The following is a 17,785-nucleotide window of genomic DNA, read 5'->3' on the forward strand; positions in this document are numbered from 1 at the left end:
CGTTCGCCGCCTCCGCCTGACCCTTGGCGACGGCCGCGGCCTTCTCGGCGGCCGCCTTGGCCTGCCCCCGGGCGATCGCGGTCGACCGCGCGGCCGCCGCGTTGAGCCGGCCCGCCTCAGCCGCCCTGGCGCGCTCGGCGGCGGCCTTCTGCTGACCGCTCGCCGCGGCGGCCTCCTTCTCGGCCGTCGACTTGGCCTTGCCGCTGGCCGCACCGGCGGCGCGCTCGGCCGCGGCCTTCTGCTGCGACGCGGTCAGGGTGTCGACCTCGTCGGTGCGGGCCGCCAAGGCGGACTTGAGCTCGGCGTTCTCCTTCTCGAGCGCGATCTGCTCGGCGCTCTTGGTGGGTCCGGCGGTGGGTTCCGCCTTCGACGGTGACAGCCAGACGACGGCCGACACGGCGAGCAGGGCGAGGGCGACCGCGAAGGCCGCCAGACGTGCGCGGGGCGAGGCGTGCAGGACGCGGTTCTTGGTGTGCTCAGACATAGGCGAGCGCCTCCAGAGCCAGTAGGGCGAGCGCGATGCCGTAGGGCACCGCGGCGAGCGGGTTCAGGCGTCGTCGGGTCCGGGTCGGTTGCTGGGTCTCCTCGGCGGTGCGGCGTCGTCGGACCTCGGTCTGGACGGCGTGGCCGTCGGCGTCGGGCACCCGGTCCACGAGGTCGACGGGCGCGCCGTCGCCGGCGGACTCGAGCTCGGCCATGAGGTCCTCGTTCTCGGGTCCCCCGCCGTACGCGCCGGCCCGCGTGCCCCAGCCGCTGGCGTGCGCCATGCGCACGAAGCCGAGGATCCGGATCGGCATGAGGAAGAACGTGGAGACGATGATGAACACCGGCAGCCGCAGGAAGTCGGACGGCTTCTCGTGCAGGTGGCGGATCTGCCGGATGGCCATCGACAGCACGGACGAGACGATCATCAGCGCGACCACCCAGAACCAGCCGCTCAGGCCCGTGTAGGTCTCGAGGATCGCCTCGTACAGGTTGGTGCCCGTGTGCGAGATCGACCGGTAGACCCAGCCGAGGATCGTGCCCAGCAGCAGGAACGGCAGCAGGATGTCGGCGATGAAGAAGACCGCCAGCACCGGGGCGTGACCGAGCATCCACGGGAGCATCCGCAGGGTGTTGTACTGGCTGCCGCGCGCCCAGCGGAGCTGCTGCTTGGCCAGCTTCTTCACCTTGAGCGGGGCGTCCGTGTAGCAGAGGCTCGAGTACTGGTAGACGGTCCGGTAGCCCGCCTTGAGCGTGAGGTTGGTGAGCGTCCGGTCGTCGGAGACCTCGAGGAACACCCCGAGGAACTTCTCGTTCATGAAGGCGTCCATGACCTGCATGAGGATCCGGCGGCGGAACGCGATGGTGCGCCCCGGCAGGCACCCGACCTGGCCCAGCGCCGACTGCGCGGGCATCGAGTAGAGCGCCCGGGTGTTCTCCAGCCAGTCCGCCCACCGCGTGATCCAGGAGCGCTCGGGGTCGAGGATGCGCTGCCGGGTGGTGACCCCGCCGACGGCAGGGTCCGCGAACGGCTTGACCAGCTCGGGCAGCGTGCCGTCGGTCCAGACCGTGTCGGAGTCGACGAGCACGGTGATCTCGCCCGTGGACATCCGGGTGCCGATCATCACCGCGTTGCGCTTGCCGGGGATGGGCGTGTGCACCCACCGGACCAGCGGCGCGAACTCGTCGCTGACCTCCTCGAGCGCGGGGTTGACGGCGCCGTTGATGACGACGATGACCTCGTCGGGGTGCTGCGCGACGATGCGTGCGAGCACCGAGCGGAACAGGTCGAGCGGTTCGTCGACGACCGGGATGACGACGCTGGTGGAGACCTCGTACGGGGCGGTCACAGGGCGATAGCGGCGCGAGAGGACGACCTTGAGGATCCAGAGCGCCCAGACGAGCGTGGAGAAGAACGCGAAGAGATAGATCTCGGACTGTCCGGCGAACATCTCCCGGAGCTGCAGGACGAAGACGAACATGTCAGGTACCCCAAGTGGCCGTGTACGGGCACGGGAAGGCTGACCGACGTCGTTGACGATGCAGCGAGGACGGCAGGGGCGCCGGCCACGGTGGGCCGGGTCTACCTGCTCGTCGAAGGTCGCGGAGTCAACGGTCGACCCGGCACGACGGCTGCGTTACCCCCCAGTACCTTTCGGGGTGGTGATTCCACTGTGCACGCTGGGGGCGACATCACCTAGGGGCTCAGGAAAACTCTGTGTAAACGGATGTCACGGATGTAACGGCTACCTGGACAGGCGGTGTCAGCCCCGGGGAGCGTGCAGCAGGTCCCGGTACTCGGGGTGCCTGCCGATCCACGCCTTCACGTACGGGCAGAACGCGACGACGTCCCGACCGCTCGCCCGGACCGCGTCCAGAGCCTCCTTCACGAGCGTCGACGCGATGCCCTGACCCTCGAACTTCGGGTCCACCTCGGTGTGCGTGAACACCACCGTCGGGCCGATCGTGTCGTACACCGAGAACCCCAGCAGCTCCCCCTCGGGGGAGCGTGCCTCGAACCTGTGCTCCGCGGGAGCGTCGCTGACCTGCACGTCCGTCATGCCTCCGATGGTGGGGCACCGCGAGGCCGGGCGGTAGACCTGGTGACAGACTGGCCACATGCTCCAGCCGTACCGAGACGTCCTGTCGCGCCCCGGTGCCCTGGCGTTCTCCGGTGCAGGCGTGCTGGCCCGGCTGCCCATGTCGATGGTCGGCATCGGCATCGTGCTCATGGTCTCGACGCTCTACGGCTCGTACGGGCTGGCCGGCCGGGTGTCCGCGGTCTACGTCGTCGCGCAGGCGCTCTGCTCACCGCAGCTGGCCCGCCTGGTCGACCGGCACGGGCAGTCGCGGGTCATGCGGCCCGCCGTCGCGATCGCCGCCGTCGGTCTGGTCGGGCTGATCGTCGCCGCGCTCACCACCGCCCCCGAGGCCTGGCTCTACCTCGCGGCCGTGGTGACCGGCGCCGCGATCGGCTCGTTCGGGTCGCTGGTCCGGGCGCGCTGGGCGCGCGTGCTCGGCGACGACGCCCACCGGATGCACACCGCCTACTCGCTGGAGTCGGCGCTCGACGAGCTGGTCTTCATCGTCGGCCCCGTCCTGGCGACCCTGCTGGCGACCGGCGTCGCCCCCGAGGCGGGGCTCATCGTCCCGCTCGTCGCCATGCTCGTCGGCGGCTACTGGTTCCTGTCGCTGGGCCGGACCGAGCCCCCCGCCGCCCCCGTCGGCAGCCCGCGCCCGCGCGGCTCCGTGCTGGCCAAGCCGGGCATGGTCGTGCTGGCGATCGTGTTCGTCGCCATGGGCTCGATCTTCGGCGCCACCGACGTGTCCACCGTGGCCTTCGCCGACGAGTCGGGCTCGAAGGGCTCCGCCGGCATCATCCTGGCGATCTTCGCCCTCGGCTCGCTCATCTCCGGCCTGCTCTACGGCACCCGGCAGTGGAAGCGGCCGCTGCACCTGCGGTTCGCCACCGGGGTCGTCGCGCTGGCGGTCGGCGTCTGCTTCTTCTTTCTCGTGCAGTCGCTCGCCCAGCTCGCGGCCGTGATGTTCGTGGCCGGGTTCGCCATCGCCCCCACCCTCATCAACGGCAACGGGCTGGTGCAGGACCTGGTCCCCCGCGCCCGGCTGACCGAGGGCCTGACCTGGGTGGGCACGTCGCTGGGCGTCGGGGTCTCCGTCGGGTCGTCCATCGCCGGCGCGCAGATCGACGCGCACGGCTCGCACGCGGGGTTCCTCGTGGTCGTCGTCGCGGCCGGGTTCGCGGTGGTCGCGACGCTCGCCGCGTTCCGGACCCTGCGGGGCGACGTCACCGAGCACGTGCCCGACTCGGTGGAGCCCGGCTCCCCGTCGGCGACCGGCGGTGCGGCCGTCGCGGCGTGCGAGATCGCGGAGTCCGTCGAGCCGGCCCGGTCCGTCGGTACCCTCGGGCCGTGATCGACGCCCTGACCTCGCTCGTCGCCCCGCTCGGCACCCTGGCCGAGGCCGAGCTGCTCACCGGCGGCCAGTTCGCGACGACGTACCGCGTGACCCTGGCCGACGGCGCCCGCGTCGTCGTGAAGACGGCCCCCGTCGGCACCGACCAGCTGCTGGCCTACGAGCACGACCTCCTGCGCGCCGAGGCCCTGGTCTACGGCCTGGCGGCCGACCTGCCCGCCCTGCACATGCCGCGGGTGCTGCTCACCGACTTCTCGCGGACCCTGCTGCCCAGCGACGCGCTCGTGGTCAGCCACCTGCCCGGCGTGCCGCTGCTGGACTCGGGCCTCCCCCAGGACGACCACCGCACCATGCGCGACGTCGGCGCCGTGCTCGCCGCCCTGCACGCCGTCACCGGTCCGGCGTTCGGGTACCCCTGCGGCCGGCAGGCGCCCACCTGGGCGGCGTCGTTCGGAGCGATGATCGAGGAGCTTCTCGACGACGCCGCGCGCTGGTCGGTCCCCGTGCCGGCGCTCGAGGTCCGCGCGGCCATGGCCCGGCACGCCGCCGTGCTCGCCCACGTCCTGCGGCCGTCGCTGGTGCACACCGACCTCTGGGCCGGCAACGTGTTCGTCGACCCGACGTCGGGCGAGGTGGTCGGGATCATCGACCCCGAGCGCGCGTTCTGGGGCGACCCGCTGGCGGACCTCGTCGGCGTCGACCCGATGAGCCGGGCCGTCGGCACGCCCGAGCTGCTGGAGGGGTACGGGCCTGGGCTCGACGTCACCAGCCCGTCCGCCCGCACGCGCCTCGAGCTCTACCGGATGCGGCTCTGCCTCGTGATGCTGATCGAGATCACACCCCGCAGGTTCGAGGGTGACTGCGTGGAGCCGCACCGCGCCGCCGTGACGAAGAACCTGCACGCGGCGCTGGCGGCCCTGGCCGCCTGAGGGGACTCCTCGAGAACGTCACGTCGCCGCGAGAACGTTCTCGCGGCGAACTGACGTTCTCGCCGGCTCTGGCATCACCGACAACAGATCGTTTCTTGACATCACTTGTTTTCGGTGGAMCGGTTGATCCATGCTCGACATCACCGTCATCGAGGACCCCGCCGTCGCCGAGGCGGCGCTCGATCCCACCCGCGCACGGCTCCTGGCCGCCCTGGCGAGCCCGGGGTCGGCCACCTCGTTGTCGGGCCCGCTCGGGCTGTCCCGGCAGCAGACCAACTACCACTTGCGCACCCTCGAGAAGCACGGCCTGGTCGTGCTGGTCGAGGAGCGCCGCAAGGGCAGCATGACCGAGCGGGTGCTGCAGGCGACCGCCGCGGCGTACGTCATCTCGCCCGTCGCGCTGCCGGCCGTTGCGCCCGACCCCGACGCCCTGCGCGACCAGCTCTCGGCGCAGTGGATGCTCGCGCTCGGCGCCCGGCTGGTCCACGAGGTCGGCTCGCTCATGGTCGGCGCCCAGCAGGCCGGGCAGCGGCTGGCCACCTACGCGGTCGACGGTCAGGTCCGGTTCGCCACGGCGGCCTCGCGCGCCGCGTTCGCCGACGAGCTGTCCGGCCTGCTCGCCGACCTGGTCGACCGGTACGACTCCCCCGACTCCCCAGACGGCCGCGAGCACCGGCTCGTCGTCGCCCTGCACCCCGCCCTGAAGACACCCCCCACGATCACCACCGACAAGGAGAACTGACATGGCCCGCGAGTTCGAGATCGTCCGCGAGCACGACATCGACGCCCCGGCCCAGGAGGTCTGGGACGCCATCACCGACGGCAACGGCGGCTGGCTGTGGCCGATGGAGTACGAGCCGCGCGTCGGCGGCGTGGCGGCATTCGGCGGCGTCGTCGCCGCGTGGGACCCGCCGCACCACCTCGTCGGGCGCATGGACGGTGCGGACGGCTGGTTCAACCAGGTCGAGGAGGTGCTGACCCCGCTCGAGGACGGGCGCACGCACCTGCGCTACGTGCACTCGGGCGTGTTCGTCGACGACTGGCAGAACCAGTACGACGGCGCCGGCGCGCACACCGACTTCTACCTGCACACGCTCGCCGAGTACATCGCGCACTTCAGCCGCCGCCCGGTCACGTACTCGTCGACCGACGCCCCGGCCGCGTCGAACGCCCCCGATGGGTTCGCCCGGCTGCTCGACGCGCTCGGCGTGGGCTCCTCGTCGACCGTCGCGGCCCTGCCGGGCGGCCCCACGGAGGTCGTCGTCGACTACGCCACCGAGCACTTCCTCGGCCTGCGGACGGAGTCGGCGCTGATCCGCTTCTTCGGCCGCAACGCCTGGGGCGCTCCGGTGGGCGTCGCGGTGCACGACTTCGCGCCGGGTGCCGACGGCGCCGCGACGACCGCGGCGTGGGACGGCTGGCTGGAGAAGGTCTACGCCTGACGAGCGCAACCTCTCGTCGACGCCGACAGCCGGCCGGGCCGGCGAGCGCGGTGGTTCGTCGTCGAGCGCGGTGGTCCGTCGCCGACGGCGGTCCGCAGGCGACCGCGCTCGGCGACCAGGGGTCGCGCTCGGTGGCCGAAGGCCGCGCTGGAGCGAGCGCGGTCGCCTGTCGTCGAGCGCGGCCTCTCGTCGGCGACCGCCGTGGCCCGTCGCCGACGGCGGTCCGCAGACGACCGCGCTCGACGACCAGGAGTCGCGCTCGGTGACCGAAGGCCGCGCTGGAGCGAGCGCGGCCGCCTGTCGTCGAGCGCGGCCTCTCGTCGGCGACCGCCGTGGTCCGTCGCCGACGGCGGTCCGCAGGCGACCGCGCTCGGCGACCAGGGGTCGCGCTCGGTGGCCGGGGACCGCGCTCGACATGCCCGGGCGGTCGGGTCAGGGCACCGGGTGGCGGGAGTCGTAGTCCCAGAACGAGCGCTGCGCCCGGACCAGCACCCACAGGAGCACCACGCACAGGCAGCCGCCGACGACGGCCGCCCAGCCCTCGCCGACCTTCGACGCCGCGCCGCCCAGCAGCGCCTCCCCCAGCCGGGGTCCGCCCGCGACGACGACGATGAACACGCCCTGCAGCCGGCCGCGCATGTCGTCGGGGGTCGCGGTCTGCAGGATGGTCTGCCGGAACACCGAGCTGATCGCGTCCGCCGCGCCGGCTACGACGAGCATCAGCACCGCGATCGCGAGGGCGAGCCACAGGACCTGGTCCGGGTGCGACTGCCCGGCGAGCACCAGCACGAGCCCGAACCCGGCGACGGCCAGCCCCCAGACCGTGATCGCGACGGCGATGATCCGGCCCTGCCAACGGATGCGGGTCAGGCCTCCGGAGAACAGCCCGGCGAGGCCGACCCCGACGGCCGCCGACGCCGCCATGACCCCGGTGGTGGTGGCGCCACCGCCGAGATAGACGAGCCCGACCGCCGGGAACAGCACGCGTGGCGACGACGTGATCATGGCGACCAGGTCGACCGCGAACGTCATGCGCACGTTGCGCTGCGTGCCCAGGTACCGGAAGCCGTCGACCACCGAGGCGAGCCCGGCACGCTCCCGCCGGTTCTCGGAGTGCTCCGGCGGCTGCGGGGGCAGCCGGAACACCGCGGCGAGCGCGGCCGTGAACAGGAGCGCGTCGAGGGTGTAGGCCACGCCGTAGTCGAAGGCGGCGACGAGCGCGGCACCCAGCAGCGGCCCGACGGTGAACGCGACGCTGAACCCGAGCGTCTGCAGGGCGTTCGCGGCGGCCATCAGCTGGGGGTCGAGCAGTCGCGGGATGATCGCCGACCGCGCCGGCGAGTTCACCGCGAACGCGCCCGACTGCACCGCCACCAGCGCGAACAGCACCCACACCTCGGTGTTGCCCAACCACGCCTGCACGGCCAGCCCGATGGTGGCGCCCCACGCCACGAGCGACGCGATCAGCGCGACCGTGCGGCGGTCGTAGTGGTCGGAGATCGCGCCGCCGTACAGCCCGAAGAAGACGAGGGGGACCAGGGCGCAGAGCCCGAGGATGCCGACCGACGCGGTCGACCCCGTGAGCGCGTACACCTGCAGCCCCACGGCGACGACGGTCAGCTGCGCGCCGAGGTTGGAGATCGACAGCCCCCACCACAGCCGCCGGAACGCCGGGCTGGCGCGCAGGGGCGTGGTGTCGACGACGAACGAGGGCATCGGGCGAGTTTAGTTGCCCGGGACGCGCGCTTTCCGCCACGTCCACACGCGGCCGAGAACGTCACATCGTCGCGAGAACGTCACGATGAACTGCCGTTCTCGCGGCGAAGTGACGTTCTCGTGCAGGGCGGCCAGGCCGGCCGGGGCGGCGCACCGGAGCCGCACCGGCCCGACGGTCGAACGTGCGAGGCTGGGTGTGTGAGCGCCCCGCCCGAGCACCTCGTCGTCATGGGGGTGTCCGGCACCGGGAAGTCCACGACGGCCGCGCTCCTGGCCCAGCGGCTGGGCCGGCCGATGATCGAGGGCGACGACCTCCACCCGGCGGCGAACGTCGAGGCCATGCGGGCGGGTCGGGCGCTGACCGACGCCGACCGGCTCCCGTGGTTGCAGGCCGTCCGCGACGCGATGACCGAGGCGGGCGGTCCGGCGGTGGTGACCTGCTCGGCCCTGCGCCGCTCGTACCGCGACATCCTGCGGACGGCGGAGGGAGGCGTGCGGTTCGTGCACCTGGTGGTCCCGGCCGACGAGCTCGCGCGGCGGCTGGCCACGCGCACGGGCCACTTCATGCCGGCGACCCTCCTCGCGTCGCAGCTGGCCACCCTCGAGCCGCTGGGGCCCGACGAGGACGGGGTCGACGTCCCGGTCGTCGGCACCCCGGACGAGACCGCCGACGAGGCGCTGCGCCTGCTGGCTCACCAGCCGCGAGAGCCCGGCGACCCCTTGAACGGCCCGACGACGCGGGACGTGATCCAGCCCCCGTAGAACCCGCCGGCCTGCGGCTGCACCTGCTCGCCGTCGACCGTGCAGGTCAGGTCGTCGGCGTACAGCGCGACCCGGTCGACCAGCGCCTCGTACCCGGGCAGCGGCGACGGGTAGGTCCACCCGACCCGGGAGAGCAGCCTGCCGCCGGCCCGCACGGACAGGTAGCCGGCGACGCCCTTGTACTCGCAGACCGAGGAACCGACCGCCGGCTCGAGCACGCCCGGCTCGAAGGCGTCGAACGGCAGGTAGTAGACCGGCGGGTGGCTGGTCTCGAGCACCCGGACGGCGTCGGTGGTCGAGGCCACCGGCAGCCCGTCGAGCGTGACGACGACCAGCTCGGCGGTCGGCTCGACGCGCGGCGGCCGCGGGTAGTCCCAGACCGACTCCTGGCCGGGGGCGACCGGGAGCGGCGTGGGGGTCACGGCCGTCCCGGGCTCGGCTCGTCGTAGGGCTCGCCGACGACGTCGTCGTACTTGGTGGTCGACCCCGACATCACGCCCGACGCGGTGTCGACGGCCTTCTCCCAGAGTGCGGCACCCTGCTGCTTCGCGAACTCGGTCGCCTTGCCCTCGTACTCCTGCACGTACTCCTGCACGCGGGGGTCGTGCCAGACGTCGTTGGCCCAGACCTTGAACTTCTCCAGCTGCCGACGACCTGACGGCGTACCGATCAGGTACGCGGTGCCGACGCCGGCGAGAAACACGACCTTCTTCATGCGCGGTCCTTCCGTCGCTCGTCCGAGTCTTAGAGCCTAGGCACCGATGGGCGTTGTCGCGCGGCAGACCGTTCGGCGCTCACCTCGACAGCGGCGCCAGCAGGTCGAGCGCGATCGCGCGGGCGGCGGCCACTTGGTCCGCGTGGTCGCCCGCGATGGGCAGCGGCGCCTCGGCGCCGACCGTCCCGAGCATGAGCGCCGCGAACAGCAGCGTCGCCCGCAGGGTGGCCTCCGGGGTGGGGTCCTGGCCGGCGATGGCGGCCACGAGGGTGCGGAGCACCCCGATCTGCATGGCACCGAACTCGCTGCGCTCCACCACGGTCGGGTTGGTCTGCCCGAACCGCAGGATGATCCCGCCGTCCGAGTCCAGCAGTGCCAGCAGCCGGTCGACCAGCTGCTCGTCGCGCGCGCGTCCTGGCGGTTCCGCCTGCGCCCACTGCGCCAGCTCCTGGAAGCGCTCGGCATAGCCCGACATCGCGCTGCCGACGATGTCGTCCTTCGTGCGGAAGTGGTAGTACAGCGCGGCCTTGGTCACGCCGACCTCGTCGGCGATCTCGCGCAGCGACGTCTTGTCGTACCCGTTCTCGACGAACCTGCGCATGGCCACCGCCACGATCTGCTCGCGCGTGGCGCTCCCGTCCCGGGGCATCGGTGCTCCTCATCCTGTGACAGCTCTCAGAAAGCCTACTTGACGGCCGGCAAGTAACCGGGACTACCCTCGAACCCGATACTAGCCGGTCGACAAGTAAGTGAGATGACCATGACCACCGACACGCTTGCGAGCCCCCCGGAGAGCGGCCTGAGCCCGCGGCGGCTCGGCCTCATCATGGTCAGCCTGGTGCTGGCGCTCGTCCCGCTGCAGCTCGACGCCCTCGTCGCCGCGACAGCCCTGCCGACGATCGCCGGCGACCTCGGTGGCTTCGAGGACCTCGCCTGGATCACCACCAGCTACCTCCTCGCGATGGCGATCGGCACGATCGTCGCCGGTCGGCTCGGGGACATGTTCGGCCGGCGGCGCCTGCTCCTGACGGCCCTCGTCGCCTTCGGCGTCGGGTCGGTCCTCACCGGGCTCGCGCCGACCATGGGTGCCCTGGTCGGCGCCCGGACGCTCCAGGGCCTCGGCGCCGGCATGACGCTCACCAGCCTGCTCGGGGTGATCGCCGACGTCGCGCCGCCCGACCGCCGCGCGCGCTACCAGGGGATCCTCGGTGCGATCGCGCCGGTGTCGATGATCGTCGGCCCGTGGGTGGGCGGCGTCATCACCGAGCACCTCGGCTGGCGCTGGATCTTCCTGCTGAACGTGCCGCTCGTGCTCACCTCGATCGCCGGCGTGCTCGCGTTCGTCCGCCTGCCGGTGCGGCCCCGCGGCGGCCGCGTCGACGTCGCGGGCCTGGCCGCCGTGTCCGTGGCCAGCTCGGGCCTCGTGCTCGCCGCGACCTGGGGCGGTCACCGGTACGGCTGGGGCTCGTGGCAGGTGGTTGGCGCACTCCTGGTCGCGGCGGCCGCGATCGCGGCGATCGTCGTGGTCGAGCGCCGGGCGGAGCACCCCGTCCTCCCGCTGGACCTGTTCCGCACCCGGTCCGTCGTGCTGTCGTTCGTGGTGCTGGCGCTGGGCATGGGCGCCGTGCTGACGACGGCGATGAACTATCTCCCGGTCTTCCTGCAGCTGGTGCAGGGCCACTCGGCGAGCAACAGCGGCCTGCTGCTGCTCCCGCTGCTGCTGCCCGCGATCGTCGTCGGCGTGCTCACCGGTCGGTTCACGTCGTCGCCCGCGCGCTTCCGGCCCGTCATGGTCGTCGGCACCTCGCTGCTCGTCGCCGCGACCGCCCTGCTGGCGACCATGACCGTCGACACGTCGGGCCTGCTCACGGCCGCGTACATGGTGCTGGCCGGGTTCGGACTGGGGCTGCTGTTCCAGACGCCGCTGGTGCTGGTCCAGAACTCGGTCAGCCGCGGCGAGGTCGGGGCCGCCACCGGCGCGGCGGGCTTCATGCGGATGATCGGCGCGGCCGTGGGCACCGGTGCGCTGGGGGCGCTGTTCTCCAGCACGGTCGCGTCCGCGATGCCGGCGGCCGTCGACGCCGCGTCGCTGACGCCCGAGAGTCTCGCGGCGCTGCCCACCGCCGCGCAGTCGGCGGCGCGGACCGCGGTCGCGACGGGGTCGTCGGCACTGTTCTGGGTCGCGGCGGCGCTCGCCGCGATCGCCCTCGTCGCGGCGCTGGCCCTGCCCCGACTCGCGGCCTCGCCGGCTGCCCCGATCGAGGGCGCCTCGGCGAGAATCGCGGGATGACCCTGGACGAGGCGGTCGCGGCCGTCGAGGCGACGCTGGACTCCGCGTTCCTGCGGGTCGACCGACGACGCGCGCGGGAGGATGCGGAGTCGTTCCTCCTGGTCGTGCTCGACACCAGTGGCGGGCGGGCCGAGGGACCGGTCGCCAACGGACCGCGCCTGGTCGACAAGAGCAGCGGCGCGGTGGTCAGGCTGACCGTGCCCGACGCGGTCTCCCGGGCCGAGCGGATGGCGCCCGCCCTGCCGTAGGAAGACGCCGCGATCTCCTCGCCCCATCCGGCCTCCGCTCGTCGGCTCGGCACGGTACGTTCACGGCTGTACGGGGCAACCGTCCGGTCGACCGCCGCGGTGACGCGTCGCCGAGAGCGAGGGCGTACCGATGGCTGAGGGACCGGGGGCGGGCGTCATGGTCGGCCGTGAGTCGGAGACGGCTGCCCTGCGCTCGCTGGTCGCGGACGCGTCGGCGGGCGTCGGCCGGTCGGTCGTCGTCGTCGGTGAGGCGGGGATCGGCAAGAGCCGACTCCTGCAGGACATGGTCGACGCGGCGCCGGACGCCCTTGCGCTGCGGTTCTCCGGGTCCGAACCCGAACGACAGCTGAGCTACGCGGCGCTGCACCGGATCCTTCGCCCGCTCGCCGACGAGGTCGCGCGCCTCCCGGCACCGCAGCGGTCGGCCCTGCAGGTCACGTTCGGTGAGACGGCCGGCCCTGCACCGAGCCGCTTCCTGGTCGGGCTCGCGACCCTGACGCTGCTGGGCACGGCGGCCCGCTCCGCCCCGGTGCTCTGTCTCGTCGACGACGCGCACTGGCTGGACCGCGAGTCGCTCGACGCGCTGGCGTTCGTCGCGCGGCGGCTGGAGCGGGAGCGGGTCGCGCTGGTGCTCGCGACGCGCGACGAGCCGGCCGTCCTGGCGGCGGTGGACGGCCTGGACCGCATGGAGCTCGCCGGCCTGACGGCTGCGGCCGCGACCAGCCTGCTCGCCGAGCGGGTGACCGGACGGCTGCACCCGTCCGTCGTGGACAGCATCGTCGAGCACAGCAGCGGCAACCCGCTCGCCGTCCTCGCCATGGCGCAGTCGCTGAGCGCGCCGCAGCGCGCGGGCACCGCGGCGCTGCCCGACCCGTTGCCGCTGACCAGCGGCATCCAGGACTACTTCCTGCGCGCCGTCGAGTCCCTCCCCGCCGCCACGCAGGAGTTCGTCCTCGTCGCGGCGTGCGGCTCGGCCGACGACCCGCAGACCGTCTGGCGCGCGGCGCACCTGCTGGGCCTCGCCCCGCAGGACGCGGACCCGGCCACAGAGGCGCAGATCTGCTCGGTCCGGGACGAGGTGCGGTTCAGCCACCCGCTGGTGCGCTCGGCGATCTACGGCGCCGCGGCGCCGCACGCCCGCAGGGCGGCCCATGCCGCCCTCGCCGAGGCGACCGGCCCGACCGATCCCGACCGACGGGCGTGGCACCTGGCCCAGGCCGCGGGTGCCCCCGACGACGCGGTCGCGGCCGAGCTGGAGCTCTCCGCCGAACGAGCCCGCCTGCGTGGCGGGTACGCCGCGCAGGCGACGTACCTGCGGCGCTCCGCCGAGCTCACGACGGACCCGTCGATCGCGCTGCGCCGCACGCTGGACGCGGCCGACGCGTACGTCCTGTCCGGGGACCTCGAGCTCGCCGGCGTCCTGGTCGGGCAGAGCATCCCGTCGTCGACGGGTCCGCAGCGGGCCCGGGGGCTGCTGGTCGAGGCCGAGATCGCCATCGCGCGGGCCAGCCCCGCCCACGCCACCGCGGCGCTGATGCAGGCCGTCGCGGACGCGGCACCGGGCGACACCGACTTCATCCGCAACTGCCTGTGCGAGGCGTTGCTGTCCGCCGTCCTGGCTGGTCGCTACCTGAGCGGCACGACCCACCGCGCGATCGCCGCCGCCACGCTCTCCACCGCCGGCCGGCGCCCCGCGTTCGAGGCCCTCGACCAGCTGTTCGACGCGTTCGCCGTCCGGATCGGCTCGGGGTACGAGGCGGCGGTCCGCCCGATGCGCGCGGCCCTCGACGCGCTGACCCTCGACGCCGGTCACCTCGGACGGAACGCGGTCGGCGCGGTGCTGCTCGCGATGATGGCCTGCGACGAGCTGTGGGACGAGGGGGCCCGGCGGGAGCTGTTCGGGCGGCTCGAGCACCGCCTGCGCCGGGAGGGCGCGCTGGTCGACCTCTCGATCACCCTCTCGTCCGGCGCCGCCGGGCTGGTGCGCGAGGGGCGGTTCGCCGAGGCGACGGTCCTGTACGCCGAGGCCCAGGAGCTCAGCGCGGCGTACGGCCTGCGGAGCGAGGTCCCGTGGGTCCTCCTGTACGCGTGGCAGGGCCGCGCCGCGCAGACGCGCGAGCTGGCCGCCGTCATGCGCGGCCAGCAGAGCCTCGGGCTCTGGACGTCGTTCGGCGCCCACTGCCTGGCGATCCTGGCGCTCGGTCAGCAGGACTACGCGGGCGCGCGCGACCTGCTCACGGAGATCTTCGACGACGACACCCCCGGCTTCTCGACCACGTCGCTGCCCGACCTGGTCGAGGCCGCGGCGCGTGCGGGCGACGACACGGGGGCCCGGCGCGCCCTGGACCGGCTGACGGACCGGGCAGGTGCAGTCTCGACGCCGGTGGCGGCGGGCCTGCTGGCTCGGTCGCGGGCCTTGCTCGCCGACGACGACCAGGCCGAGGACCTGTTCACCACCGCGCTGGCGCTCCTGCAGCCGACGAACGTCGCCACCGACGTCGCCCGCTGCCACCTGCTCTACGGGGAGTGGCTGCGGCGCTCGGGGCGACGGGTGGACGCCCGCGTGCAGCTGCGCCGGGCGCACGAGATGTTCGCGGGGATGGGCGCCGACGCCTTCGCCGAGCGCGCCCGCTCGGCGTTGCTGGCCACCGGGGAACGGGCCGCCGCCTCGGTCCGCGAGCCGGGTGACGCGACGCTCACGCCCCAGGAGGCCCGCATCGCCGCCCTCGCGGCCCAGGGGCTGACCAACTCCGAGATCGCGTCGAGCCTGTTCGTGACGTCGTCGACGGTCGAGTTCCACATGACGAAGATCCTGCGCAAGACGGGGGCGACCTCACGCCGCGCGCTGCGCGGCCTCCTGGGGGGCTGACTGGGGTCTTTCCCGGGTGCGGACATACCGGGCGCCGTGGTCCGGTGGGAGGCATGGATCAGGAGCTGGCAGGCAAGGTCGTCGTCGTCACCGGTGCGAGCCGGGGTATCGGTCTCGCGATCGTCCGCGCGCTGGCCGCCGAGGGCGCCGTGGTCGTCGCCGGGGTGCGGTCGTCGAACGCCGAGCTGGAGTCGGTCGGCGGCTCGGTGCAGGTCGTCACCGGCGACCTGGCGACCGCCGACGGCCCCGGCCTGCTGATCGAGGCCGCGGTCGCCGCGCACGGGCGGCTCGACGTGCTGGTCAACAACATCGGCGGCGTGCGCCCCCGCCTCGACGGCTTCGCCGCGGTGACCGACGAGGACTGGCTCTGGGCGCTCGCGACGAACCTCATGCCCGCGGTCCGGGCCACCCGAGCCGCCCTGCCGCACCTGCTGGCGAGCGCGCCGTCGTCCGTCGTGACGATCAGCTCGGTCAACGCCGCGCTGCCCGACCCGGCCGTCATCGACTACAGCGCGGCGAAGGCGGCGCTGACGAACTTCAGCAAGTCGCTGTCCCGCGAGGTCGGCCCTCAGGGGGTCCGCGTCAACACGATCAGCCCCGGCCCGGTCGCCACCGACCTGTGGCTGGGCGGCGGCGGGGTCGCCGAGACGATCGCCGCCCGCACCGGTCGGAGCGCCTCGGAGGTCGCCGCCGGCGCGGCCGCCGACTCCGCGACCGGCCGGTTCACGCGTCCCGACGAGGTCGCCGACCTCGTCGTCCTGCTCGCCGGGTCCCGCGCCTGGAACGCCACCGGCATCGACATCCGCATCGACGGCGGGCTCGTCACCACCCTGTGACCGGCTCTCACCCACCGAGGAGACCACCATGCCCGCACGGACCACCCGCGCCGCTGTGCGCACGCTCGCCGCGACCCTGCTGTTCGCCCTCGCCGCCGCGTTCACCATGAGCAGCGCGAGCGCGCACCGCCCGGACGCACCCCGGCCGACGATCGTGCTCGTGCACGGAGCGTTCGCGGACGCGTCGAGCTGGTCGGAGGTCACGCAGCGGCTGCAGCACAAGGGCTACACCGTGTACGCCCCGGCCAACCCGCTGCGCGGCATCGCCCCCGACGCCGACTACCTGCGCTCGTTCCTGGCGACCATCACGGGGCCGGTCGTGCTCGTCGGCCACTCCTACGGCGGCGCCGTCATCACCAACGCCGCCACGGGCAACGAGAACATCCAGGCCCTCGTCTACGTCGCCGCGTACGCGCTCGACGAGGGCGAGAGCATCGGCGCCGCCAACGCGCTGGGCGGCGGCACCGCCCTGCTCGGCCAGCACATCGTGGTCAGGCCGACCGCGGGCGCCGCACCCGGTGACGTCGACGCCTACATCGACCCCGCGTACTTCCGGGACGTCTTCGCGGCGGACCTGCCCGCGTCGCAGGCCCTGGTGATGGCGGCCGGCCAGCGCCCGCTGCTCGCCTCCGCGCTGGGCACCCCGTCCGGCGTCCCCGCCTGGCGGACCATCCCGTCCTGGTACGTCGTCGCGACCAAGGACCACGCCATCCCCCCGGAGGCCGAGCGCGCGATGGCGGCCCGCGCCGGCTCCCGCACCGTCGAGCTGAGCACCTCGCACGTCCCGATGCTCAGCCGTCCCGACGCCGTCGTCCAGGTCATCCTCAGCGCCGCCGGCCGCTGATCCCTCGTCCACCTCACCTCGCCCCACCCTCAAGGAGCACCGACATGTCCGAGAACCCGCCCGTCGTCCTCATCCACGGCCTCTGGGTCCACGCCTCCGCCTGGGCCCCCTGGATCGACCTGCTCGCCACCCGCGGCTTCACGGCGACCGCCCCGGGCTGGCCCGGCGAGGCCGCCACGGTCGCGGAGACCCGAGAGCACCCCGAGCCGCAGAACGACGTCGGAATCACCGCGATCTGCGAGCACTACGCCGGCATCTTCGAGGCGGAGGGCATCAAGCCGATCGTGATCGGCCACTCGTTCGGCGGCCTGATCGCCCAGGAGCTGCTCGCCCACGACCTCGCCGTCGCGGCCGTCGCCATCGACCCGGCCCCCATCAAGGGCGCCAAGGCCCTCCCGTTCTCCCAGCTCAAGTCCGGCCTGCCGGTGCTCGGCAACCCCGCCAACAAGAAGCGCACGGTCGCCCTGACCGCCAAGGAGTTCCGCTACAGCTTCGGCAACGCGCTCACCGACGAGGAGTCGGACGCGCTGTGGGAGKCCTGGACGATCCCCGGCCCCGGCCGCCCGCTGTTCGAGGACGCCTCCGCCAACTTCTCGCGCCACTCCCCCGCCGAGGTCGACACCCACACCGCCGTCCGCGGCCCGCTGCTGCTCACCTCGGGGTCGGTCGACCACACCGTCCCGGCCAAGGTGACGCGCCAGGTGTTCGACCTCTACGCCGACAACACGGCCTCGTCGACCGAGTACCACGAGTTCGAGGGCAAGGGCCACTCGCTGACGATGGACGCCGGCTGGCCCGACGTCGCCGAGGTCGTGCTCGACTGGCTGGCGGGGAAGGGCTTCGGGGTGTCGGCGTCCTCGGCGGCAGGCTCGGTGTCGTAGGGCGATCGGGGGGCGGCCTGGCGGACGACGACCCTCGCCCGCCAGGCCGACGGTCGTCGCTCGCCCGTGTCGTGCGAGAGGCGTCAGCCCTGAGCGCTCGCCATCGACGGCGCGGGGCTCGCGCCGGGTGTCACCACGGTCGGGCGACCGATGACCGCGACCGCCGCGAGGTCCTGGCACGTGAGGACGGCATCGGTGAGCATCGCGACGAGCGCGTCGTCCGCGTCGGACGACGCGGAGACGGTCGTGATCGCGAGGTCGACGATGCCGCGCGTCAGGCCGCGGACGTGCCGCGGCGCGCCCATCTCCCGCGTGAACTCCTCGGCCCACGCGGTGGC

The 17,785-nt window shown here is 73.5% G+C and carries 18 protein-coding genes and 1 pseudogene; 11 read left to right on the forward strand and 8 right to left on the reverse strand.

All coding sequences use genetic code 11. The features are described 5' to 3' along the window. The 3 genes and pseudogenes from ACXJKG_RS10675 to ACXJKG_RS10685 form a co-directional block, all read right to left on the reverse strand. Positions 1-484, reverse strand: a pseudogene (locus ACXJKG_RS10675) (glycoside hydrolase family 26 protein); the annotation flags it as partial. Then, complete coding sequence (locus tag ACXJKG_RS10680) at positions 477-1,964, reverse strand: glycosyltransferase family 2 protein (protein WP_456845737.1); 1,488 nt, start codon at positions 1,962-1,964, stop codon at positions 477-479. The gene ACXJKG_RS10680 and the pseudogene ACXJKG_RS10675, both read right to left, overlap by 8 nt. Before the next feature lie 282 nt (positions 1,965-2,246). After that, positions 2,247-2,543: a GNAT family N-acetyltransferase gene (locus tag ACXJKG_RS10685; RefSeq protein ID WP_456845738.1), complete on the reverse strand. Its 297-nt coding sequence runs from the start codon at positions 2,541-2,543 to the stop codon at positions 2,247-2,249. A gap of 58 nt (positions 2,544-2,601) precedes the next feature. On the opposite strand from ACXJKG_RS10685, the gene ACXJKG_RS10690 reads away from it, so the two are divergent. The 4 genes from ACXJKG_RS10690 (at position 2,602) to ACXJKG_RS10705 (ending at position 6,286) form a co-directional block, all read left to right on the forward strand. Continuing rightward, positions 2,602-3,915, forward strand: coding sequence for an MFS transporter (locus tag ACXJKG_RS10690; RefSeq protein WP_456845739.1), 1,314 nt, complete (start codon positions 2,602-2,604; stop codon positions 3,913-3,915). Further along, positions 3,912-4,844 (forward strand): phosphotransferase family protein, encoded by a 933-nt coding sequence (locus ACXJKG_RS10695; protein WP_456845740.1) that lies wholly within the window; start codon positions 3,912-3,914, stop codon positions 4,842-4,844. The genes ACXJKG_RS10690 and ACXJKG_RS10695 overlap by 4 nt, the downstream gene beginning before the upstream one ends. 130 nt (positions 4,845-4,974) lie before the next feature. Next, entirely contained in the window at positions 4,975-5,586 is a 612-nt protein-coding gene (locus tag ACXJKG_RS10700; RefSeq protein ID WP_456845741.1) for an ArsR/SmtB family transcription factor, read from the forward strand. A gap of 1 nt (position 5,587) precedes the next feature. Then, positions 5,588-6,286, forward strand: coding sequence for an SRPBCC family protein (locus tag ACXJKG_RS10705; RefSeq protein ID WP_456845742.1), 699 nt, complete (start codon positions 5,588-5,590; stop codon positions 6,284-6,286). A gap of 432 nt (positions 6,287-6,718) precedes the next feature. Here the strand turns inward: ACXJKG_RS10705 and ACXJKG_RS10710 are convergent, their stop codons facing one another. Then, a complete protein-coding gene (locus ACXJKG_RS10710) occupies positions 6,719-8,002 on the reverse strand; it encodes an MFS transporter (RefSeq protein WP_456845743.1) in 1,284 nt (427 codons plus the stop codon). Between the two features lie 198 nt (positions 8,003-8,200). On the opposite strand from ACXJKG_RS10710, the gene ACXJKG_RS10715 reads away from it, so the two are divergent. Continuing rightward, a complete protein-coding gene (locus ACXJKG_RS10715) occupies positions 8,201-8,764 on the forward strand; it encodes a gluconokinase (RefSeq protein ID WP_456845744.1) in 564 nt (187 codons plus the stop codon). Here ACXJKG_RS10715 and ACXJKG_RS10720 read toward each other — a convergent pair. The 3 genes from ACXJKG_RS10720 to ACXJKG_RS10730 form a co-directional block, all read right to left on the reverse strand. After that, the gene (locus ACXJKG_RS10720) at positions 8,695-9,186 is read right to left on the reverse strand and encodes a DUF427 domain-containing protein (RefSeq protein WP_456845745.1); all 492 of its coding nucleotides are present in this window, start codon (positions 9,184-9,186) and stop codon (positions 8,695-8,697) included. The two genes, ACXJKG_RS10715 and ACXJKG_RS10720, sit on opposite strands and share 70 nt — an antisense overlap. Beyond that, entirely contained in the window at positions 9,183-9,479 is a 297-nt protein-coding gene (locus tag ACXJKG_RS10725) for a YtxH domain-containing protein (protein WP_456845746.1), read from the reverse strand. Before ACXJKG_RS10725 ends, ACXJKG_RS10720 begins: the two co-directional genes overlap by 4 nt. A gap of 79 nt (positions 9,480-9,558) precedes the next feature. Further along, positions 9,559-10,128, reverse strand: coding sequence for a TetR/AcrR family transcriptional regulator (locus ACXJKG_RS10730; protein WP_456845747.1), 570 nt, complete (start codon positions 10,126-10,128; stop codon positions 9,559-9,561). A 111-nt stretch (positions 10,129-10,239) separates the two neighbouring features. Between ACXJKG_RS10730 and ACXJKG_RS10735 the strand changes: the two genes are divergently transcribed. From ACXJKG_RS10735 to ACXJKG_RS10760, 6 genes are all read left to right on the forward strand, one after another. Continuing rightward, positions 10,240-11,769: an MFS transporter gene (locus tag ACXJKG_RS10735; RefSeq protein WP_456845748.1), complete on the forward strand. Its 1,530-nt coding sequence runs from the start codon at positions 10,240-10,242 to the stop codon at positions 11,767-11,769. Further along, positions 11,766-12,017, forward strand: a complete 252-nt coding sequence (locus tag ACXJKG_RS10740) for a hypothetical protein (protein WP_456845749.1) — start codon at positions 11,766-11,768, stop codon at positions 12,015-12,017. Before ACXJKG_RS10735 ends, ACXJKG_RS10740 begins: the two co-directional genes overlap by 4 nt. A 130-nt stretch (positions 12,018-12,147) precedes the next feature. Continuing rightward, a complete protein-coding gene (locus tag ACXJKG_RS10745; RefSeq protein ID WP_456845750.1) occupies positions 12,148-14,886 on the forward strand; it encodes an ATP-binding protein in 2,739 nt (912 codons plus the stop codon). Positions 14,887-14,939: 53 nt separating this feature from the next. Further along, positions 14,940-15,722, forward strand: a complete 783-nt coding sequence (locus ACXJKG_RS10750) for an SDR family NAD(P)-dependent oxidoreductase (protein ID WP_456845751.1) — start codon at positions 14,940-14,942, stop codon at positions 15,720-15,722. 28 nt (positions 15,723-15,750) lie between these two features. After that, positions 15,751-16,566: an alpha/beta fold hydrolase gene (locus tag ACXJKG_RS10755; protein WP_456845752.1), complete on the forward strand. Its 816-nt coding sequence runs from the start codon at positions 15,751-15,753 to the stop codon at positions 16,564-16,566. A gap of 44 nt (positions 16,567-16,610) precedes the next feature. Then, positions 16,611-17,447: an alpha/beta fold hydrolase gene (locus tag ACXJKG_RS10760; protein WP_456845753.1), complete on the forward strand. Its 837-nt coding sequence runs from the start codon at positions 16,611-16,613 to the stop codon at positions 17,445-17,447. Between the two features lie 83 nt (positions 17,448-17,530). On the opposite strand, the gene ACXJKG_RS10765 is transcribed toward ACXJKG_RS10760, so the two are convergent. Next, the coding region (locus ACXJKG_RS10765; protein ID WP_456845754.1) for a hypothetical protein at positions 17,531-17,785 on the reverse strand (255 nt) is incomplete at its 5' end.

This window comes from Cellulomonas sp. P5_C6, assembly GCF_054049635.1.

Coding starts and splice junctions, on each gene's coding strand:
- ACXJKG_RS10680 (WP_456845737.1), bottom strand. CDS start 1,964: ATGTTCGTCTTCGTCCTGCAGCTCCGGGAGATGTTCGCCGGACAGTCC.
- ACXJKG_RS10685 (WP_456845738.1), bottom strand. CDS start 2,543: ATGACGGACGTGCAGGTCAGCGACGCTCCCGCGGAGCACAGGTTCGAG.
- ACXJKG_RS10690 (WP_456845739.1), top strand. CDS start 2,602: ATGCTCCAGCCGTACCGAGACGTCCTGTCGCGCCCCGGTGCCCTGGCG.
- ACXJKG_RS10700 (WP_456845741.1), top strand. CDS start 4,975: ATGCTCGACATCACCGTCATCGAGGACCCCGCCGTCGCCGAGGCGGCG.
- ACXJKG_RS10705 (WP_456845742.1), top strand. CDS start 5,588: ATGGCCCGCGAGTTCGAGATCGTCCGCGAGCACGACATCGACGCCCCG.
- ACXJKG_RS10710 (WP_456845743.1), bottom strand. CDS start 8,002: ATGCCCTCGTTCGTCGTCGACACCACGCCCCTGCGCGCCAGCCCGGCG.
- ACXJKG_RS10725 (WP_456845746.1), bottom strand. CDS start 9,479: ATGAAGAAGGTCGTGTTTCTCGCCGGCGTCGGCACCGCGTACCTGATC.
- ACXJKG_RS10730 (WP_456845747.1), bottom strand. CDS start 10,128: ATGCCCCGGGACGGGAGCGCCACGCGCGAGCAGATCGTGGCGGTGGCC.
- ACXJKG_RS10735 (WP_456845748.1), top strand. CDS start 10,240: ATGACCACCGACACGCTTGCGAGCCCCCCGGAGAGCGGCCTGAGCCCG.
- ACXJKG_RS10740 (WP_456845749.1), top strand. CDS start 11,766: ATGACCCTGGACGAGGCGGTCGCGGCCGTCGAGGCGACGCTGGACTCC.
- ACXJKG_RS10745 (WP_456845750.1), top strand. CDS start 12,148: ATGGCTGAGGGACCGGGGGCGGGCGTCATGGTCGGCCGTGAGTCGGAG.
- ACXJKG_RS10750 (WP_456845751.1), top strand. CDS start 14,940: ATGGATCAGGAGCTGGCAGGCAAGGTCGTCGTCGTCACCGGTGCGAGC.
- ACXJKG_RS10755 (WP_456845752.1), top strand. CDS start 15,751: ATGCCCGCACGGACCACCCGCGCCGCTGTGCGCACGCTCGCCGCGACC.